This window comes from Cupriavidus sp. 05N38 (assembly GCF_056397345.1).
In genome coordinates this window covers 22,038-40,138 of sequence record NZ_JBFTNF010000038.1, presented here as the reverse complement: position 1 = coordinate 40,138, position 18,101 = coordinate 22,038, and the positions used below count along the sequence as shown (strand labels likewise).

The following is an 18,101-nucleotide window of genomic DNA, read 5'->3' as shown; positions in this document are numbered from 1 at the left end:
GGCTTCACTTGCCCCGCCCCGCCACCACGCCCGCCACCAGCAGCACCTGCGCCACCGCGTAGGTCCACCAGATGCCAAGCGCGAAAGTATCGAAAGGGACCAGGAAGCGCGCGCTGCCGATCAGCGCATCGGAAATGGTGAAGCACAGCGCGCCGATGGCGGCCAGCGGCGTGGGCAGCTTCGCCACCATGGCGGCGCAGGCCATGGCAGACAGTGCCGTGACATAGAGGCAGACGGGCACCACCAACGCGCCGAGGTTGGGCCAGAAGCGCAGGAGCATGGCCAGCGCCGCGCCCAGCACCAGGCCGCAGCCGACCAGGCGGTGCGCGCGCCAGTCGCCGGCCATCGGCACGAACAGGCCAAGGTAGGCGAGGTGCGCCAGCAGGAAGGCGCCGAGCCCGCCGATGAACGAGACCGACAACCACGGCATCGCCAGGAGGAAATCACCGATCGCCGAGAACAGCAGCGCCGCCATCAGCCAGCGCCGCTCGCGCCGCGCCGGGTGGTAGCGCGCGGCGCGCGCCAGCATCAGCGCCATCGCCGTCTTCCAGAGCGGCTGGAAGACGATCTGTCCGTTGAGCGGCGCGCCGGGCTGCGCATCCATCGCCACCGTGACCAGCAGGCCGCCATAGACCACGCCGGCCATGGTGCCGGCCAGCCACCACTCGCGCACGCGCGCGGGCATCATCATTGCAAGCCAGCTCACGGGCGCGCTCCTACGATCATCCTGGCATTGGGCTGGGCGCCGAAGACATCGGGCGCATACATCGCCTCCACGCGCGTGGGCGGCAGCGCGAACTCGCCCGCGTTGTTCAGGCGCACCGTGTATTCGACCGTGGCGTTGCCGCGCGGCAGGTAGGCGTAATACTCGCGGTAGGCCTGCTGCGTGCGCTCGGTGAAGGCGGGCCACGCGCCCTTGCGCCGCTCGCCGCGCGTGGCGATCTCCGAATCGCGCCCGAGGCCACTGCCGAGGATGGTCGCGCCCGCGGGTAACGGATCGCTCACCACCACCCAGGTCATGTCGGCCTGCGCGTCGATCTGCAGCTTCACGCGGTAGGTGTCGCCGCGCGACCACTTGCCCGCCACCGCCTGCTCCACCGCCGTCACGCTGCGCGTGATGCGGTAGCCCGCCGACAGCGGCGCGGACAGCGGCACCGCCGCCAGCGCGCGCACCGTGGCCCATGGCCTGCCCGCGCCCTGCTGGTCGGCCTGCAAGGTGGCCGTGCCTTCCTTCGGCCACGGCAGGTTCATGCTGCCGCCCGCCACGCCATCGCGACTGGCCGCGCGCGCCCAGTCGAACGTGCGCGCGGCATCGGGCACGCCTTCCAGCGTGACGCGCGTGCTGCCGGCGACCGGCGTCTTCTCGAAGGCCTGCGCGAAGCGCGCGATGGCCAGCGAGCCCCAGGCGTTGGCGGTGGTGGTACCCCACGCGCCGCGCACCTGGCGGCCAAGCAGGCCGGTGGCAAGCTGCGCCGCCTCGTCCTTCCAGCCCGGCAGGTCGAGCGACAGCGACAGCAGCCGCGCGGCATTGAGATCCGCGCCGCTCATCAGCCACCACCAGTTGTCGTCGCGCTCCGTGGAGAACGCCAGCCGCGTGCCCTGCACCGTCAGCCGTGCGCGCAGGATCTGCTGCGCCTGCGCGAGCCGCTCCTCGCGCTGGGGAATTTCCTGCACGCGGCCGAGCAATGCGATCCAGTCGAGCAGCGCCGAGGTGGGCCATTGCTGCGGCAGGATCTGGATCGAGCCGAGCATGCGCGCCTGCGCGTGGCCGCTGCGCGAAAGCGCTTCTAGCGCGGCCAGCTTGCGCACTTCCAGGTCCTGCGTGGGCGCCCAGCGGTCGCGCTTGATGCGGCCCTCGACGAAGGCCGTCAGCCCGCGCTCCATGCGCGCACGGGTCTCGTCGGGCAAGCGCAGCGGCAGGCCAGCGCGTACCGCTTCGTCGGACATCGCCAGCAGATAGGCCGTGAGCACTTCGCTGCCGGCGGCGGCGTCGTTCTGCAGCGGGAAATACGCCGCCAGGCCATCGTTGTCTAGATAGCCCGGCAGTTGCGCGGTGAGCGCATCCCACTGCGCCGCATCGCCCAGCCCCACCGCGCGCGAGGCCCGCTGCTCCAGGCAAGAGAACGGATAGTTGCGGAACCACTCTCGCACGCCCGGCATGCCGCCCGCCAGCGACGATTGCAGGCTGACCTGCAGGCCGCCGCGCGGCAGGCCCGCGGCATCGGCCAGCGCGCCTTGCGGTGCGCGCACCGGTACCGACAGGGTCGGCGCGAGCTGCGCCATGGTGGCCTGCTGCACCGCCAGCGGTACTGCCGGCACCAGTTGCTGGCTGAGCTTGATGCGGTCGGCGGCAAGGGCCGCGCCACCGCCCTTTGCCTGTTCGCTGGCTTCCACCTCCCACTGCACCGTGCCCTGCTGCGCAAGCCCGCCCGCCGGCATCAGCGGCGCGCTCACGTCCCAGCCGATCTCGCGCGATGCGCCGGCGGGAATCTCCACCGTCTGCGCCGGCAGCGCCTGCCCCTGCGCGGCCTGCTGGGCGGACTGCAGCGGCGCGCTCACGCGCGCCACCGCCTGCACCGTCATCGCGCGCTGCGTGGTATTGCGCAGCGTGAACATGGCGCGATAGCGGTCTTCCTCGCGCACCAGCGGCGGCAGGCCTGAGATCAGTTGCAGGTCCTGCGTGGCGGCGACGGTGGCGCTGCCGCTGCCGAAACGGCCGATGCCCAGGTCGGCCACGGCGACGATGCGAAAACGCGTCAGCGAATCGTTCAGCGGCACGGCCAGCGTGGCGCGTCCCGCGCCATCGAGCTGCACGCGCGGATTCCACAGCAACAGCGTATCGAACAGCTCGCGCGTGGGACTCTTGCCGCCGCCCCCGCCGGCCGGCACCGCCTTGCGGCCATAGTGCCGGCGCCCGATGATCTCCATCTGCGCGGTGGCGGTCTCCACGCCGTAGCTGCGCCTGCGCAGCATGGCGTCGAGCAGGTCCCAGCTGGTGTTTGGCATCAGCTCGAGCAGGGCCTCGTCCACCGCGGCCAGCGCCACTTCGCCGTTGGCGGCGGGCTTGCCGTCGGGCAGCGTGACCTGCACCACGACCTGCGCCTTCGCGCGCACGGGATAGCTGGCCTTGTCCGGCGTCACCTTCACATCGAGCCGGTAGCCTTCGTTGCCGACGCGGATCTCCGCCAGGCCGAGGCGGAAGGCTGGCTTGGCCAGGTCGACCAGCGTGCTGGGCGCCACGTACTCGCGTCCTTCGCTGCGAAAGGCCTGCCACCATTCGAGCGGCTGGCGCCAGCCCCACGTGAAGAGGGAATACCACGGCACCTCGCGCAAGCGCCCGCGCAACGCCAGCACCGATACGTACACGTTTGGCCCCCACTCCGGCCTGACCTTGACGCGCACCGTCGGATCGCGGCCGTTCAACTCGACCACGCTGCTCTCCAGCACGCCTTCGCGCTCCACCGTGACCAGCGCCGTGGCGTGACGGAACGGCATGCGCACCTGGAATACCGCGGTTTCGCCCGGCGCGTAGGCCTTCTTTTCCGGCAGCAGGTCGATGCGGTCGTTGTTCTCGCCGCCGAACCACAACTCGCCCTGGCGCGTCACCCATACCGTGGTGGCGGCCTGCGACACGCGCCCGGCGTTGTCCCTGGCCTGCGCCACCAGTTCGACTTCGCCGGCCTCCGGCAAGGACACTTCGCATTGCATGCGGCCCTGCGCATCGCTGCGGCCTTCGCAGATGCTGCCGAGGTCCCTGGTCTGGCTGCTGTTGTCGTAGCGGTAGAAGCCGCCCACCACGCGCTTGCGCACCGAGGTGGTGGTGCGCAGCAGCGCGCGCACGGCGATCGGCGCATTGGCCTGCGGGCGGCCCTGCGTATCGAGCGCGAGGCCATGCACGACCAGCTTCTGCTTCACCGACACCCAGTTCTCGGTGCGGATGCCCGCCACCACGGCCGCAGGCCACAGTGGCACGCTCTGGCGCAGCGTCTGGATCTCGCCGTTGGGATCGGCAAAGCCGGACTCCACCACCATGACCTTGGGCGCGTCCACGCGCGGCAGGTTCTTGAGCGTAAGCGCCCCGCCGCCGTTCTTGTCGAGCCTGAGGGGCAGCTTGTCGGCCACCAGCGTCTGCGCATCGTCACGCGCCGCGCTGCTCTCCTCGCTCTCGTCCTCGTCGCCGCTGTATTCCGTGCCGCCCTTGCGCTGCGCGCGCGGCGCGGCGAAGGCGTAGCCCGGGTAATCGCCGAAGCTCACGGCCTTGTCGCGCAGCAGTGCCGACACCTGCACCGGCAGGCCCGCCGCGCCGCCACCGGACACGTAGTGCACTTCGAGGTTGAGCGGCACCTCGGCCGGCGCCACCAGCGCGCCGCCGCTGCCGGCCTTGAGCGTGCCGGCCAGCACCGGCAGGCGGAACGCCTCCACGCGGAAGCTGCCGCTGTCGAGCACGCGCTCGCGCGCGTCCTGGAATGACACCGCATAGACACCGAGTTTCGCCGCCGGCGGAATCGCGAACACGCTTTCCGCGCTGCGCCCTCCGGTGGCGGTAGTGCGCCACTGCACCGCCTGCTCGTAGGTCTGCCCGCTGCCCTCGTGGCGGATCACCAGTTTCTCCGGCACGCCATCGTTGCCGGACGGCAGCGCGAAGCCGGCGGCGGTCTCGGTGCGGATCAGGTGCTTCATCGACACGGTCTCGCCGGCGCGCAGCAAGGTGCGGTCGAAGATGGTGGCCACGCGCACGTCCGGCGTGGCGCTGGTGTCGGTGGGCACGTTGAAGCGCCAGCTCTCGATGCCCTGGTTCCAGTCGGACATCACGAAGGCCATGTCGGCCTGGCCGCGCGCCTGCGGGTGGTCAGCACCAATGCGCGCCGAGACGAAGTAGCCCGACAGCGCGGTGTCGCTGCACTCGCGTTCGCGCACGTCGTCCACCGCGCCGAAGCTGGCCACGCCGGCGGCATCGGTGCGCACCGAGCCCAGCAGGCGGCCGCTGCAGTCGCGCAGCGCCACCGCGGCATCGGCCACGGGCTTGCCGTCGTCGAGCGTGGTGACCCACGCCAGCGCGGTCATCTTGCCGGGGCCGCGCGCCAGCTTGAAATGCACGCCGAGATTGGTCACCAGCGCGGCGGTGCGCACATACATCGGCGTGTTGCGGCCGAGCAGCGCCTGCCCCAGCATCGGCGAGGCGATCTCGACCACATGGAAGCCCGCTTCGGGCAATGGAATGCCGACCACCTCGAACGGACGCGGCGCCTTGCCGCCGGGCTCGGCGAGTTGCGGTATGGCGAGCTTGCGCGCGCCGGGCACACCGTCGAGCAACGATACGGAGCGGGTCTCGATGGAGGGCGCGTTGCGCGGGTTGCTGACATCGGCAGGCGAATGGCCGGCCAGGATGGCGTCGAGTTCGCCGCGGGTCCAGCTGCTTTCGTGCAGGCGCCGCACCAGCGCGTACCAGCGCATCACCGCGCCGTCGTCGTCGACCTTGAGCCGGCGCACCGTGCCGGCCTGCGCACGCATGCCGAGGGCGGGCAGATCGGCCTCCACATTGCGCAGCGTGACCGGCAGCAGCGCGGGATAGTCGGCCGGCGACTTGCCCTTCGGCAACTCGCCAAAGCGCTCGAGCACGCCGAATGGCGCCGCGGAGAACTTGGCCAGCGGCGGCATCGCGGCGGTGGCGAACTTGAGCGGGAACAGGTCGGCATTGGCGAGCGCGCGGCCGCTGTCGTCCTTCAGGCCGGCCGGCAGCGTCAGCGTGAACTCTGCCTTCTCTGCAAACGGCGGCGCGAAGCTGACGCTGCTGACCGGCGCATCGCGCGCCGCGCGGGGCTCGAATTGCGGCGCACGCGGCCCCTTGGGCGTATTGAGCAGGATATGCTCGGCGTCCTTGCGCGAGACCGGCGCGGAGAACGACACGGAGACCGGCCGCAGCGGCGTGCAKGGCGACTGCGCGCGTTCACGCTCGCACGAGAAGCTGGCCCTGAAGGGTTCGCGCACGGTGTAGTCGAAGCGCCGTTCCTCGCGCGTGGCAAGGCCCGATGGCGTGGCGATGCCCTTGCCCAGCACCAGCTGCATGCGGGCGCCGGCCGGCAGGCGCTGCTGGCAGGCCAGCAGATGCACGGTATCGGCCTGGTCGGGCTTGAGTTTCCAGCGCAGCGCGGCCAGCACGGCCTCGCGTTCCTTGCCGGCAAGCAGGCGCACGGGGATGCGCTCGCCCAGGCCTTGCGCCTGGCACCACGCGGCGGCGCGCACGGAGTCCGGCGTGGCCGCGCCGTTGAAGCGCAGCGCGAAGACCTGTTCTTCCTCGATCTCGCCACCGCCCGGGCGCGCCGACACCACGCTGGGCCCGCCGGTCTCGAAGCGGTATTCCGGCTTGCCCGCATAGGCCTTGCCGGCCTCGCTCTTGAGGCCGGGCGCCATGCGCAGCGAGCATTTCACGCCGGGCGGCAGGTCGCGCAGGAAATCGAAGACCCAGTTCCGTGCATCGACCCAGCGCGCCTGGCCCTCGACGGCCGCGCCGCTGCAGGACAGGATGGCGGGGGGTGCGGCCTGCGCATCGCCCAGCGGCACCATGGCCTCGTCGAAGCGGATCGCCACCTGCCGCACGCGGGACACCTCGCCCTCGGGCGCGAAGCGGACCACCTGCGCGGCCTGGGCCATGCCGGGCAGCGCGGCGAGCATGGCCGTTGCCACCGCGCCCCGCAGGCAGGCCATGAGAGCACGCCCGCGCCTTGCGCGCTTGCCAATCCGAGCGACGATCTGCGTCATCCTGTCCTCATCCGTTTACGGCTCCGGGCGAGGGTGACATGCGCCGATGGCAAGTGCAAGCCCGCGCACGCGGGCGCGGCGCCGGCGCGGCATCGGCGCGACAGCGCGCCGCGCTAGCGCAGGTGCGACAGCGGCAGCGGCCCGTCGCGCTTGAGCGCGGTCAGCACGATGTTGGAGCGCACGCTCTCCACGCCCGGCACGCGCATGAGCTTCTTCATGGTGAATTCGGCCAGCGTGGGCAGGTCCGGCACCATGATGCGCAGCAGGTAGTCCGCCTCGCCCGCCACCGAGTAACACTCCTGCACTTCCTCGAGCAACAGGATGTCTTCGCGGAAGCGCTCGATGATGGTGTCGCCGTGATGCGCCAGCTTGACGCTGGTGAAGACCTGCACGCCAAGCCCGAGCAGCGGCGGCGACAGCACTACGCGGTAGCCGGTGATGACGCCGTCGGCTTCCAGCCGCGCCAGGCGCCGCCCGATCTGGCTGGGCGACAGGTGGATGCGTTCGGCGAGTTGCTGGTGGGTGGAGCGGCCGTCGGTCTGCAGGGCCGCCAGCAGTGCCAGGTCGAAGGGGTCTAGATTGAGCATGATGGGTTCGCCCGGGAAGCGTGACTTGTCATGAGCGGCGCGGGGCAGACGGGGCTGGCAATGCACACGCGCATATTTCCCGCAAACAATACCAAAATTCTGCGTGTTCCGCGCGCCATCAGACGAAAACAGGCCCATTTTGCGGACCATCTGCGGCATCTCCTGGCTAAACTGTGCGGCAAATCTGCAGGAGATACGACATGATGGAAGCCACCGCAAGCCGCCAGCCACGCGATAGCCAGTCCGACGCGCAACCCGGCTTTGCCGGCACGCTGACCGACAAGCTCAGGGAGCAGTTCGACGCCGGCCTGCTGTCGGGCCAGACGCTGCGCGACGATTTCACCATCGAGCAGCCGCTGGAGCGCTATACCGACACGGACCACGCGGTATGGCGCAAGCTGTACGAGCGCCAGGCCTCGATGCTGCGCGGGCGCGTCTGCGACGAATTCCTGCAGGGCCTGTCCACGCTGGGCATGGAACGCGACCGCGTGCCCAGCTTCGCGCAGCTCAATGAAACCCTGATGCGCGCCACCGGCTGGCAGGTCGTGGCCGTGCCCGGCCTGGTGCCCGACGCGGTGTTCTTCGAGCACCTGGCCAACCGCCGCTTTCCGGCCAGCTGGTGGATGCGCAAGCCAGAACAGCTCGACTACCTGCAGGAGCCGGACTGCTTCCACGATGTGTTCGGCCACGTGCCGCTGCTGATCAACCCGGTCTTCGCCAATTACATGGAGGCCTACGGCAAGGGCGGTCTCAAGGCCGCGTCGCTCGACGCGCTGGACATGCTGGCCCGGCTGTACTGGTACACGGTGGAATTCGGCCTGATCCGCACGCCGGCCGGGCTGCGCATCTACGGCGCGGGCATCCTGTCGAGCCAGGGCGAATCGATCTACAGCCTGGATTCGGCCAGCCCCAACCGCGTCGGCTTCGATGTGCGCCGCATCATGCGCACGCGCTACCGCATCGACACCTTCCAGAAGACCTATTTCGTGATCGACAGCTTCGAACAGCTGTTCGACGCCACGCGGCCGGACTTCGCGCCGCTCTACGAATCCCTGCGCGCGCTGCCGACGCTTGGCGCCGGCGACGTGGTCCCCGGCGACCTCGTGCTCAACCGCGGCACCCGCGAAGGCTGGGCCGACAGCGACGACGTCTGAGCGCGCGGCGCTTGTTGCGCTCCCTGCGTTTTCACCGGCGCGCGCCCGCCCGGACACTTTGTGGAACAATGGCTGCATGCCCGCCGCGCCGCCCGCCGCAACCAGGCCGGACAGCGCGGCGGGCGGGCCGGTATTCCGCTCAGCTTCTTTTCCTCCATACCATCTAGCCCCCATCATGTCCCTCGTGCCCCTCACCCAGGAACAACGCGCACCGCTGCTTGCCAGCCTGCCCGGCTGGCAAGCCGTCGAGGACCGCGACGCGATCCACAAGCGTTTCACCTTTGCCGATTTCAACGCCGCCTTCGCCTTCATGACGCGCGTCGCGCTGGCCGCGGAAAAGGCAGACCATCACCCCGAATGGTTCAACGTCTACAACCGCGTCGATATCACGCTGTCGACCCATGATGCCAATGGCCTGACCCAGCGCGACATCGACCTGGCCGGATTCATCGAGCGCGCGGCGGCCTCGCTGGGCAAGAAATGAGGGGCGGACTGTAGGGAAACCGAAAGGTCGGTGTCGGTCGCCGCCTGTACAATTGGCGGCTCCTGCTTCTCTCCCGGACCCTCCCTGCAGCCATGCGTATCCTTCTGATCGAGGACGATCGCCAGATCGCCAGTGGCGTCGAAGCCGGCCTGTCCCAGGCCGGCCATCAGGTGCGCGTGGTGCACGATGGCGTCTACGCCACCGAGCACCTGCTGCGCGAACAGCACGACCTGGTCATCCTCGACCTCGGACTGCCCGGCATCGACGGCATGACGCTGCTGGCGCGCTACCGCGCCCGCAACCGCACCACGCCGGTCATCATCCTCACTGCGCGCGACGAACTCGAAGACAAGCTCTCCGGGCTGAACGCGGGCGCCGACGATTACCTAGTCAAGCCCTTCGCGCTGCCTGAGCTGGAAGCGCGCGTGCGCGTGCTGCTGCGGCGCAGCCAGCACGGCGAGGCCGCTCCCGAGCGCGACGTGCGCCTGGGCCGGCTGCGCCTGTCGGGCAATGACCGCCGCATGTTCATCGACGGCAAGCCGCTGGAACTGTCGCCGCGCGAGTTCGCCGTGCTGGAGTTGCTGCTGCAGCGGCAGGGCCGTGTGGTCAGCAAGGCACAGCTGCAGGACCACCTTGCCACGTTCGCGCATCCGGCCGGCGAAGGCGGCGACACTGTCGGCGACACCGCCATCGAAGTCTATGTGCACCGCGTGCGCAAGAAGCTGGAGGAAAGCGACGTGGAGATCGTCACCGTGCGCGGCTTCGGCTACCTGCTGCAGATCCGCGCCAGCGCCTGACGCTGCGCAGCGCGAGCAAGCCCGCCATGTGGCCGCGTCCACGCCCCCCCAAGCCGCCGCAGGCCACCGGCGCTGCCACCAAAGCCACAGAGCGCGCTCCCGGCCCGGCCGCGCGCGCCGCGTCCACGCAAAGCCTGCGCGTGCACCTGCTGCGCGCGCTGGCCACGCCGCTGTTCGCGCTGGTGCTGACCAGCGGCTCGCTGTCCTACTGGCTGGCGGCCCACTACACCACGCAGGTGTTCGACCGCGCGCTGTACGGGGTGGCCAACAATATCGCCCAGCAGATCCGGATTGCCGGCCCGCGGCTCGAGCAGGACATCCCCATGATCGCGCAGACGCTGGTCGAGGCCGAAGGCACTGATCGCATCTACTGGCGCATCCATGGTCCCGATGGCCTGATCGGCGGCATGGACACCTGGCTGGGCTACGGCACCGGCCAGACCTCGCTGCACGATGCGCGCCTGTTCTATGCGTGGTTCAGCGGGCGCCAGGTGCGTGCGGTGCGCCTGCCGGTCAACCTGCCCAGCCCGGCATCGGACGAGCTGGCCACCAGCGAGGCCGGGCGCGTGCCGCGCGGACCGGTGGTGGTGGAAGTGGCCGAACTGCTGGACCGGCGCGAGACCGCCGCCAACGAGATCCTGCTCTCGGTGTCGGTGCCGCTSATCCTGCTSCTGGTGGTGGGCAGCMTGATCCTSTCGCACGTGCTCAAGGAAGAGYTGGTGCCGCTGCAGATCCTGACSGACAAGCTCAACCGGCAGACCGCGCGGTCGCTGGCGCCGCTCGATGAAACCCAGGTGCCGGCCGAAGTGGAGCCGCTGATCCGCGCGCTCAATGCGCTGCTGGCCAGGCTGCGTGATGCGCTGGACGCGCAGCGCAAGTTCATCGCCGACGCCGCGCACCAGTTGCGCACGCCGCTCACGGCGGTCAAGCTGCACGCCGACCGCGCCGTGCAATCGGACGATCCGGAGGTAACCGGCCACGCGCTGCGCGAGCTGCAGGCGGCGGCCGACCGCGCCGTGCGGTTGTCGAACCAGCTGCTCTCGCTGGCGCGCGCGGAGCCGGGGCTGTCGCTGGAGCGGCTCGGGCCGATCGAGCATTTCGACCTGGCCTCGCTCGCCTTCGAGACCGGCGCCGAGTGGGTGCCGCAGGCGCTCTCGCGCCAGATCGACCTGGGCTTCGAGACCCTGCCCGGCCCCACCTTCACCGGCGCGGCGCCATCCACGGTGCGCGGCAACCGCCTCCTGATGCGCGAAGCGCTCAGCAACCTGATCGACAATGCCGTCAAGTACGTGCCGTCGGGCGGGCGCATCACCGTGCGCGCCGGCGGCGAGGCACTAGGCCATCGCGGCATGGCGGTGGTGATGGTGGAAGACAACGGCCCCGGCATCGCCCTGGCACGCCGCGAGGAAGTCTTCAAGCGCTTCTTCCGCGGCGACCACACGCCCGAGGGCAACGCGCCGGCGCAAGCGCCCGGCGGTGCCGGCCTGGGCCTGGCCATCGTGCACGAGATCATCGGCTTGCATCACGGCACCATCCGCATCGAGGATGTGCCGCCCGCCACCCCCGGCGCCGAGACGCGCGGAATGCGGTTCGTCATCCGCATTCCGTGCGAGGCGGCCGGCACCGCATGAGGCTGCCGTGCCCTGCCCGGCCCTGAGGCCTAGCGCTTCTTCTTTTCCTTCGGCGCCAGCATGGTGCCGCGGCATTGCGGGCTGCCGCAGCGGCACTCGAATTCCTTCTTGAGCTTCTTGGTGTAGCGCGCGTCGATCACCAGGCCGTAGTCATAGAACAACTCTTCGCCGGCGGCGATGTCGCGCAGCGCGTGGACGAACACGCGGCCCTTCTTCTCGCGCGCCTCGCAGTTGGGCTCGCAGGCATGGTTGATCCAGCGCGCGCGGTTACCGCCGAACTTGGCGTCGATCACGTCGCCGTCTTCCAGGCTGAAATAGAAGGTGTGGTTGGGATCGTCCGGATCGTGCGGATGGCGCTCGAGCGCTTCCTTCCACGAAATATGCTCGCCCTTGTACTCGATGACGCGTTCGCCCTCGGCGATCGGCGCAATCGCATAGACGCCCTTGCCGTGCACGCCTGAGCGGCGCACTTCGACGCGGTCGGAAGCGGTCTTGCGCTTGCCGGCCTTTGCCTTCTTCTTGCCTTGCCCGGCTTCCTTCCCGGCTGCCGCCGCGTCAGCCGTTCCTTCCGTACCCTGCCTTGCGTCCCCGCTTTGCAGCTCCGCACCGCTCCGCTTCACCTGTTCCACCATTTGCCATCCCAAAGTGATCCGCCGGCCTGCCACCCCACGTGGCTGCGCGCTGGCGATGATACCTGCGCCCCATGGCGGCGGCATCCCCTTCCACGGCAAATGTCGGTATACGGCAGCGCCATGCGACACCGCCGTATACCCGGGTCGGCCAGGTATACGGAATGGCGTCAGGCCAAGGCTGACGTATACGTCAGCCCGACCCGCGCCTGCGCACGGGGAAACCACCGCGCCGCCGACGACGTAAACGGGCGCCCAAGGTCAACAAGGCATGTGGATAAGCCCGCAAAAATCTGTGGATAAGAACGCGTGATTCATGTGGGCTGCCTGGGGTTGAGATGGGGACGCATCAGGCATAAGTCGGAGGCTTGCGTTTACCGCCTCGGCCGGAAGGCGGAGTCATCCACGCCGGCCAACATGGCGTTCCAGCACTTCTACTTTCTGTAAACCGTTGATTTACATGACGTTAACGGTGTTATCCACAGAAAGGCGCGACGTTTACCTACTACTACTATCTGTATACATGAAAGAAAGATGTAAACAGAAAGGACTGCGTCCGGCCGCCGGGAACAGACAGGGCTGGCAGGAAAACCAAATGAACCGGAAGCCGCTTTTCACATGGCTTCTTTTTTGAGCAGCCTGTGATTGACGGCTGCGGCGTATACGCTCGCGATGTATACGCCGCCAACAAAGGGCCGAGCCCGGGACGCTGGCGCCACGTATACGCACCCGAAGATGGCCGGGGATACGCAGGTGCAGGTGCAGCCGCAGGGCGGCACCCAAGGCTGGCATTCGCGGCGCGAATATGACTGTTTTCACCATGCACGATAGTGCAGGCCGCCCCGCCGGGTCGCCGGCCATCGCGGTTTCGGCGCCCCGCCGGCAGAACGGTGCGATCGGCATCCTTTCCCTAGCCAGACGGAGTCCGGCCGGCCAGGCCGCCCTTGCAGCGCGCCAGGCACGCTATGCGGGTCCCAGGCGCTCCGGAGAGGCCTGGGCGGGCCTGGGGGCCGTATACGCGTCTCGATGGTGATGGGGGGCGCCTGAGGGGCTCTGCGAGCGTTCAGGAGGCCCCTGACGCCGTTTTTTCCTTCCGTATGCCCTGCGGGACGCCTCGCAGCCGTGCTTCGCCTGGGGCGTTCTCCCGGTCCGTCGTGGTCATTCCGGAGCCCGGCCGTTGCCTTCAAAGCCCCAGCCGGCGCGGCCTGGCGCGGGATACGCTGTAACAATCTGTTCCCGGTCAGCCTTGCCCGACACGGTATGATGTGGCCCGCGGCGCCTTTGCCAGGGCCGGCGCCCAGCGTGCCGGTCCGGTCGGGCGTCCCTGTTTTATCAACTCGAGACGGAGTGAAGCATGACGAAAACCGAACTGATCGACGCCATCGCGGCCGGCGTGGACGGCCTGACCAAGGCCAAGGCTGAACAAGCGTTGAATGTGACGCTGGGCGCCATCATGGACGCCGTCGCCAAGGGCGACACGCTGAGCCTGATCGGCTTTGGCACCTTCAGCCAGGGTGAACGCGGCGAACGCATGGCGCGCAACCCGCGCACCGGCGAAGAAATCAAGGTCGAAGCCGCCAAGACTGTCAAGTTCAAGGCCGGCCAGAAGTTCAAGGATGCTGTGAACCAGTGAGCATCAATGTCCCGCAGGCAGCCCTCGTGCCGGCCTCGCAGGAACAACCCCGCCGTGTCGCCGCCAGCTGCCGCCTGGCGCGGGCGAGCGCCAGGCGGGGGGCGTTATCCACAATATCGGCGCACTGGTTATCCTGACGCTTCGCGGTATACGCCGCACCCTTCCTCCAGCCCGGTAAGATGGTGTCCTATCGGCGCCTTCCCTCAATAAATACAAGGGCCTAGGGCGTCCTGCCGTGTAGGGACCCGCATGGAACCCAGATCGCCGCCAGGCAGATTTCCACAGTTTTATTCACAGCGTTTCCCACAAAATTTTCCACAGGCGCGCCGGCTTGGACTGAGCGTGCTGGTGACACTCGCGCTGYTCGGCGGTTGCACCACGCCATCGCAGCCGGCCCGCCCGCAGGCGGTGCCGTTGCCCGACACCGAACGGCCGTCTACCACGCCCGGCGCCAGCCAGCGCCAGCGCATCGTCGAGATCGCCTGGCAGGAGTGGCAGCGCTGGGGTGGCCAGACCGTGCGGCTGGGCCGCGACGACACATCCTGCGTGGCCGACAGCCCTCTTCCGGCGCCGGTAGTGCCCGGCATGCCCGCCCCGCCGGCAGACGCAGCGGCGGGTACGGATGCCCCCGACATGGCGAGCCGTTCGGCCGACCGTGAGGATGACCGCGACGAAGACGACAGCGGCGGGCCGAGCTGCCTGCGTTTTCCCGACGGCACCGGCATGGAGGCCACCGCGCAGGGCTGCAAGCTGGCGCAGCGCTACTGGGGCATCGTCGGCAAGGCGGTCACGTGCCGGCAGATCACGCAGGGAAGCTGGGCCTGGTCGGCGGTCTTCATCTCGTGGGTGATGCGCAAGGCGGGCCTGGACGAGCGCCAGTTCCTCACCGGCGATTCGCATTCGATGTACGTGGTGGATGCGCGCGACGGCATCCTGCCCGCGCCGGCCTTCCGCATCGAACCGGTGCCCGCCATGCCCCGGCCGGGCGATGTGATCTGCGCAGGACGCGGAGCCGACAAATACCTGGCCAGTGCCGCGGATATCGGCTTCGGCACCACGCCGATGCATTGCGATATCGTCGTGGAGGTAGATCCGGCCGCGCGCCTGGTCAAGGCCATCGGCGGCAACGTGCAGCAATCGGTTTCGATGGAGCTGATCGAGCTGGGCGACTCCGGCATGATCGACAGCGCCACCAATTCGCACATGCCGTGGGTGCTGATCATGCGCAATACCCTGCCGTAAGCCCTGCTTGACCGGCCCCGCAAAATCATTAACATGGTAATTAATCGGGCCGGCAACCAGGGTGCCGCGACCCGACCCCACCCTGGCAGTACCGGGCAAGCGCGCGCATCGACGCCGCACGACACGCAGAGGAGACCTGCATGGCTGTCGCCAACATTCATCCCATGGAATGGGAGGCCCGCGTCAAGCTGGCCGCCTGCTACCGCATCTTCGACCGGCTCGGCTGGACCGAATTGATCTACAACCACATCACGCTGCGCCTGCCGCCCGAGGCGGGCGGCGATCCGGCCAGGCCGCATTTCCTGATCAATCCCTTCGGGCTGCGCTATGCGGAGGTGACTGCCTCCAACCTGGTCAAGATCGGCCTGGACGGCCAGGTGGTCGGCGAGAGCGCGTGGCCGGTCAATCCGGCGGGCTTTACCGTGCACGCGGCCATCCACGCCGGCATCGAGGGTGCGCATTGCGTGATGCACACCCACACCACGGCCGGCATGGCAGTGGCCTGCTCGGCGCAGGGCCTGTCGATGAGCAACTTCTACGCCGCCCAGCTGTTCGGCAAGGTCGCCTACCATCCCTTTGAAGGCATCACCGTGCATGAGGACGAAGGGCCGCGCCTGGTGCGCAATATCGGTGACAGGCCGGCCGTGATCCTGCGCAACCACGGGCTGCTGGCGTGGGGCGACAGCATCGCACGTACCTTCTCCACGCTATGGCTGCTCAACCGCGCCTGCGAGATCCAGATGGCCACGCTGGCCATGGGCGATGCGCTGGCGGTGCCGGAGGAGATCCAGCGCAAGTGCACGCGCGATTCGCTCCAGTTCAATCCCGCGTTCGGCGCCGGCGAGGATGTTTTCGCCGCGCTGACGCGGGAAATCGACCGTATCGATGTGTCTTATCAATCTTAGTTTGCGTTCATTCTTCCCGAGAATGATTCTGGCAATCACCAGAGAGGCAACACAGCCATGACTTCCATCTGCATCGTCGGCGCCGGCGCCGTTGGCGGCTTTATCGGCGCCAGGCTGGCCCGCTCCGGCCAGCCCATTCATGTGCTGGCGCGCGGCCAGACGCTGGCCACATTGCGCGAACGGGGCCTGACGCTGATCGAGGGCGAGCGCACGGATACTTTCCGCGTGCGCGCCGAGGGCGATTCCGCAGCACTCGGTACGCAGGATGTGGTCATCCTGGCGGTCAAGGCACCCGCGCTGCCAGCGCTGGCCCAGACCATCGGGCCGCTGATCGGCCCGGGCACGGTGGTGGTGACGGCGATGAACGGCGTGCCGTGGTGGTTCTTCGAGCGGCCGGGCCAGTTCTCGGGCTTGTCCCTGCATGCGGTGGACCCGGGCGGCGTCATCGCGCGCGCCATCCCGGCGGCGCAGGTGATCGGCTGCGTGGTGCACCTCACTGCGTCCTCGCCGGCGCCGGCCACGGTCCGCCATGGTTTTGGCGCGCGGCTGATCCTCGGTGCCGCGGGCGGCGCAACCAGCCCGGCCGGCGCGCGGCTGGAGATGCTCGCGGACGTGCTCATGCGCGGCGGCCTGGAAGTGGAGCGTAGCGCCGCCATCCAGCAGGACATCTGGTTCAAGCTGTGGGGCAATATGACGATGAACCCGGTGTCCGTGCTGACCGGGGCCACGTGCGACCGCATTCTCGACGATCCGCTGGTCAATCGATTTTGCCTGGCCGTGATGGAGGAAGCCGGCCGCGTGGGCGCCGCCATCGGCTGTCCGATCGCCCAGAGCGGGGAAGAGCGCAGCCAGGTCACGCGCAAGCTGGGCGCCTTCAAGACGTCGATGCTGCAGGATGCCGAGGCCGGGCGTCCGCTGGAGATCGACGCGCTGGTGGCCTCCGTGTGCGAGATTGCCGGGCATGTCGGCATCGCCACGCCGAATATCGATGCGCTGCTTGGCCTGGTGCGGCTCCATGCGCAGGTCAAGGGGCTCTATCCGGCGGGGTAGGGTTGCATGTCATTCCCACCAAGAATGACATGATTGAATAGACGAGCTGCTTGATAAATGCGGCGAATGAAATGGGCAGTGAATCGAACTGGATACGGCCTTTCGCCTCATCGACCTATCGCGGAATACGCCAAAAGCATCGCCGCGACAAATAATTGATCAATTCTGATCGCCTGATTCATTGATAGCGCGAATCATTGCCGGGGCGCGCAGAACGCGCCCTGCCCTTCAGCTTCCCGCCACGGCGGCAACCCGGCGCCTGCCCGCGAGGATGCCCTCCACCGCATAGACCGCCAGCGAGATCCAGATCAGCGCATAGCCGGCCTGCTTGCTGGCCGGGAACGGCTCGTGCCACAACCACACTCCCAGCAACAGTTGCAGCGTCGGGCCGGTGTATTGCAGCAGCCCGAGCAGGGAAAGCGGGATGCGCCGGGCGCCGGCGGCGAACAGCAGCAGCGGCACCGCGGTCACCGGGCCGGCCAGCAGCGCCAGCAGTTGCACGCCGCCCGCGGCATGGCTGAAGCCGGCCTGCCCGCTGACAAACAGGTAGGCCAGCGAGGTGGCCGCCAGCGGGAACAGCAACAGTGTCTCGAGCGAGAGGCCTTCGAGCGCGCCCAGCGTCGCGGTCTTGCGCAGCAGCCCGTAGCCGCCGAAGGTGCCGGCAAGCGCCAGGGCGATCCAGGGCAGCTGCCCGGCGGCCACGGTCAGCCACAGCACGCCGGCCGCCGCGATGGCGATCGAGAGCCACTGGACGGGCCGCAGCCGCTCGTGCAGGAACAGCACGCCCAGCAGCACATTGAACAGCGGATTGATGAAGTAGCCCAGGCTGGCGTCAACCACCCGCCCGTTGGAGACCGACCAGATGTAGAGGAACCAGTTGCCGCTCAGTAGCAGCGCGCTGGCCACGAAGCCGGCCAGCAGGCGCGGGTTTGACCACACGCCGCGCAGCCAGCCCCAATGGCGGCGCCAGGCCAGCACCAGGCCCAGGAAGACCAGCGACCACACCATCCGGTGCAGCAGGATCTCCATCGGCGCGATGCCGTGCAGGGATTTGATATAGAGCGGCAGCAGGCCCCAGATGATGTAGGCCAGCAGCGCGTAGAGAATGCCGATTTGCATGAGAAGTCCCAAAGAATCGGGCGATTCTACCGGCGTAAAAAAGCCCGCGCTGGGCACGGGCTTGCAGGCGGCTGGCAAGGGTGCGGGCCGAGGCCCGCCTCCCTCGTGCGC

General features: G+C 68.7%; 13 protein-coding genes. 8 read left to right on the top strand and 5 right to left on the bottom strand.

Annotated elements, in window-relative coordinates; translation table 11 throughout:
- Nucleotides 1–4: 4 nt before the first annotated feature.
- From AC1DK4_RS25125 to AC1DK4_RS25115, 3 genes are all read right to left on the bottom strand, one after another.
- Nucleotides 5–706, bottom strand: coding sequence for a lysoplasmalogenase (locus AC1DK4_RS25125; RefSeq protein ID WP_441612855.1), 702 nt, complete (start codon nucleotides 704–706; stop codon nucleotides 5–7).
- Nucleotides 703–6,759 (bottom strand): alpha-2-macroglobulin family protein, encoded by a 6,057-nt coding sequence (locus tag AC1DK4_RS25120; protein ID WP_441643307.1) that lies wholly within the window; start codon nucleotides 6,757–6,759, stop codon nucleotides 703–705. The genes AC1DK4_RS25125 and AC1DK4_RS25120 overlap by 4 nt, the downstream gene beginning before the upstream one ends.
- A 113-nt stretch (nucleotides 6,760–6,872) precedes the next feature.
- Nucleotides 6,873–7,346, bottom strand: a complete 474-nt coding sequence (locus AC1DK4_RS25115; protein ID WP_441612853.1) for an Lrp/AsnC family transcriptional regulator — start codon at nucleotides 7,344–7,346, stop codon at nucleotides 6,873–6,875.
- 203 nt (nucleotides 7,347–7,549) lie between these two features.
- Here AC1DK4_RS25115 and phhA point away from each other — a divergent pair, with 203 nt between their 5' ends.
- From phhA to AC1DK4_RS25095, 4 genes are all read left to right on the top strand, one after another.
- Nucleotides 7,550–8,500, top strand: a complete 951-nt coding sequence (phhA, locus tag AC1DK4_RS25110) for a phenylalanine 4-monooxygenase (RefSeq protein WP_441613048.1) — start codon at nucleotides 7,550–7,552, stop codon at nucleotides 8,498–8,500.
- A 175-nt stretch (nucleotides 8,501–8,675) separates the two neighbouring features.
- Complete coding sequence (locus tag AC1DK4_RS25105; RefSeq protein ID WP_441612852.1) at nucleotides 8,676–8,984, top strand: 4a-hydroxytetrahydrobiopterin dehydratase; 309 nt, start codon at nucleotides 8,676–8,678, stop codon at nucleotides 8,982–8,984.
- A gap of 92 nt (nucleotides 8,985–9,076) precedes the next feature.
- Nucleotides 9,077–9,781, top strand: coding sequence for a response regulator transcription factor (locus AC1DK4_RS25100; protein ID WP_441612851.1), 705 nt, complete (start codon nucleotides 9,077–9,079; stop codon nucleotides 9,779–9,781).
- 26 nt (nucleotides 9,782–9,807) lie between these two features.
- Complete coding sequence (locus AC1DK4_RS25095; RefSeq protein WP_477131843.1) at nucleotides 9,808–11,412, top strand: sensor histidine kinase; 1,605 nt, start codon at nucleotides 9,808–9,810, stop codon at nucleotides 11,410–11,412.
- A 29-nt stretch (nucleotides 11,413–11,441) separates the two neighbouring features.
- Here AC1DK4_RS25095 and AC1DK4_RS25090 read toward each other — a convergent pair whose 3' ends face one another.
- A complete protein-coding gene (locus tag AC1DK4_RS25090) occupies nucleotides 11,442–12,044 on the bottom strand; it encodes an SET domain-containing protein (protein WP_441612849.1) in 603 nt (200 codons plus the stop codon).
- A gap of 1,351 nt (nucleotides 12,045–13,395) precedes the next feature.
- On the opposite strand from AC1DK4_RS25090, the gene AC1DK4_RS25085 reads away from it, so the two are divergent.
- From AC1DK4_RS25085 to AC1DK4_RS25070, 4 genes are all read left to right on the top strand, one after another.
- On the top strand, nucleotides 13,396–13,674 hold the full coding sequence (locus AC1DK4_RS25085; protein ID WP_017227089.1) for an HU family DNA-binding protein: 279 nt from the start codon (nucleotides 13,396–13,398) through the stop codon (nucleotides 13,672–13,674).
- Nucleotides 13,675–13,923: 249 nt separating this feature from the next.
- On the top strand, nucleotides 13,924–14,916 hold the full coding sequence (locus tag AC1DK4_RS25080; RefSeq protein WP_477131842.1) for a DUF2272 domain-containing protein: 993 nt from the start codon (nucleotides 13,924–13,926) through the stop codon (nucleotides 14,914–14,916).
- A 107-nt stretch (nucleotides 14,917–15,023) separates the two neighbouring features.
- Nucleotides 15,024–15,821: a class II aldolase/adducin family protein gene (locus AC1DK4_RS25075; RefSeq protein ID WP_441613047.1), complete on the top strand. Its 798-nt coding sequence runs from the start codon at nucleotides 15,024–15,026 to the stop codon at nucleotides 15,819–15,821.
- Between the two features lie 57 nt (nucleotides 15,822–15,878).
- The gene (locus AC1DK4_RS25070) at nucleotides 15,879–16,871 is read left to right on the top strand and encodes a 2-dehydropantoate 2-reductase (RefSeq protein ID WP_441612847.1); all 993 of its coding nucleotides are present in this window, start codon (nucleotides 15,879–15,881) and stop codon (nucleotides 16,869–16,871) included.
- Between the two features lie 228 nt (nucleotides 16,872–17,099).
- On the opposite strand, the gene rarD is transcribed toward AC1DK4_RS25070, so the two are convergent.
- Entirely contained in the window at nucleotides 17,100–17,990 is an 891-nt protein-coding gene (gene rarD, locus AC1DK4_RS25065; protein WP_441612846.1) for an EamA family transporter RarD, read from the bottom strand.
- Nucleotides 17,991–18,101 lie beyond the last annotated feature (111 nt).